This is a genomic window from Veillonella sp. ZSJB6, assembly GCF_051549505.1.
GTDB lineage: Bacteria > Bacillota > Negativicutes > Veillonellales > Veillonellaceae > Veillonella.
The window spans coordinates 1-283 of sequence record NZ_JBPUGE010000034.1; the positions used below are offsets into that span (position 1 = coordinate 1).

Here is a 283-nt window from a genome sequence, read left to right on the forward strand (position 1 = left end):
GGGCCTATAGCTCAGCTGGTTAGAGCGCACGCCTGATAAGCGTGAGGTCGGTGGTTCGAGTCCACCTAGGCCCACCAGTTGGCTCATATAACTTGAAATACACTTCGTGTAGAGTACAGACATTAAGAGCTAATTTAATAGGTAAAACTTATAAAAGATAACGGATTCTTCGGAATGGATTATTGAGACTTAAGTTAACCCATTACGGGGGCGTAGCTCAGTTGGGAGAGCACCTGCCTTGCAAGCAGGGGGTCAGGAGTTCGAATCTCCTCGTCTCCACCAT

Annotated in this window: 2 tRNA genes; both read left to right on the top strand. The window is 47.7% G+C overall.

What is annotated here, in order from left to right:
• Positions 1-77: transfer RNA gene (locus ACSV5T_RS09785), tRNA-Ile, on the top strand.
• A 129-nt stretch (positions 78-206) separates the two neighbouring features.
• Positions 207-282: transfer RNA gene (locus ACSV5T_RS09790), tRNA-Ala, on the top strand.
• The last annotated feature ends 1 nt before the right edge of the window (position 283 follow it).